Genomic DNA, 1,441 nt, shown 5'->3' with positions numbered 1-1,441 from the left:
TGCACTGCCCCCAAAAAGTTAGACACTTCTTGGGGGCATTTTTATGGGCAGAAACAGAAAACATAGTGCAGAATTCCGGCTAGGTCTTATCAAAGCATACTTACGGGGTAATTCAATCAATGGCTTAGCACGAAAACATGGGATAGTTTCTTCTTTATTGAGAAAGTGGATCAATCACTACGAAAAGTCAGGTAGCCTGGGCTTGTTACCACAATACAATCAGGTTTATTCCAGCGACTTCAAGCACGAGGCAGTATTAGCTTACCGCACCAAAAGTTTATCTTTGGCAGAATGCTGCCTCAAATACGGAATACCCAGCCAAAGCACATTATTGGGGTGGTCCAGGCAATTTGAGCGCGCTGGTATAAATGGTTTTAATAATGCCCGTGGCAGGCCCAGCAAGATGACAAAGAAAACGACATTCAAAAGGACTTATGGTCCCCTTACCCGCCTTGAAGAGCTGGAAAGGGAAAATTTGTACCTGCGCGCCGAAAATGAATTGCTAAAAAAGCTGGAAGCCTTAGCCCAACAGGAGCAACAAGAAGCAGTGCAAAGAAGGAAGCGCTAGTTGTTGATGAGCTAAGGCAAAAATATCCGCTTGAACTATTATTGCAGATCCTGAAAATTCCCAGGAGCAACTTCTATTATCACTTGCAAACAAAGTCGTTGCCCGGCAAGTATGAGGAAGCAAAAAGCCAGATCAAAACGATCTATCACCAGCACAAAGGTAGGCTGGGCTATCGCAGGATCACTTTGGCCATGAAGAACGCAGGTTGCCGCATTAACCACAAAACGGTTTTAAAGCTCATGAAGAGCTCCGGGTTGAAATCGCTGATACGCATTAAGAAGTACTGCTCCTACAAAGGGGCCAGGGGCACGATAGCACCTAATGTTTTAAACCGGGATTTTACATCTGAGAGGCCCGCTCAGAAATGGGCAACTGACCTTACCGAGTTTAAAGTCAAGGATCAAAAGTTATACCTGTCACCGATCATAGACCTATTTAATGGCGAAATTGTTAGTTATAATCTCTCGCAGTCCCCTAACTTCAAGCAGATTAATAGTATGCTCAGATCGGCATTCAGAAAATTGCATGGCCAAACCAATCTAATCCTGCATTCAGATCAGGGCTGGCAGTATCAAATGAAGGCATATCAACGCATGCTGGCCGACAAAGGGATCACCCAAAGTATGTCCAGAAAAGGGAACTGCCTGGACAATGCAGTGATTGAAAACTTCTTCGGTACGATTAAATCTGAACTGTTCTATCTCAAAAAATACAAATCAATCCAACAGCTTGCCAAAGAAATAAAGGAATACATCACCTACTACAACAAAGAGAGGATCAGACTTAATTTAAACGGAATGAGCCCGGCACAATACCGAGCTCATCACACTAATCGTTAATCTTTAAACCGTCCAACTTTTGGGGTTCAGTCCA

Annotated in this window: 2 protein-coding genes; both read left to right on the top strand. The window is 43.7% G+C overall.

Going from position 1 to position 1,441, the window contains the following annotated elements; translation table 11 throughout:
* Positions 1-43: 43 nt before the first annotated feature.
* A complete protein-coding gene (locus L0660_RS26000) occupies positions 44-568 on the top strand; it encodes a helix-turn-helix domain-containing protein (RefSeq protein ID WP_255712421.1) in 525 nt (174 codons plus the stop codon).
* Positions 499-1,407: an IS3 family transposase gene (locus L0660_RS25995; protein ID WP_235162021.1), complete on the top strand. Its 909-nt coding sequence runs from the start codon at positions 499-501 to the stop codon at positions 1,405-1,407. The genes L0660_RS26000 and L0660_RS25995 overlap by 70 nt, the downstream gene beginning before the upstream one ends.
* Positions 1,408-1,441: the final 34 nt, after the last annotated feature.

The sequence above is a fragment of the Dyadobacter sp. CY351 genome (assembly GCF_021502625.1).
Taxonomy (GTDB): Bacteria; Bacteroidota; Bacteroidia; order Cytophagales; family Spirosomataceae; genus Dyadobacter; species Dyadobacter chenhuakuii.
Note: the sequence above shows the minus strand (reverse complement) of the source record. Positions and strands in the feature narration are given on the sequence as shown.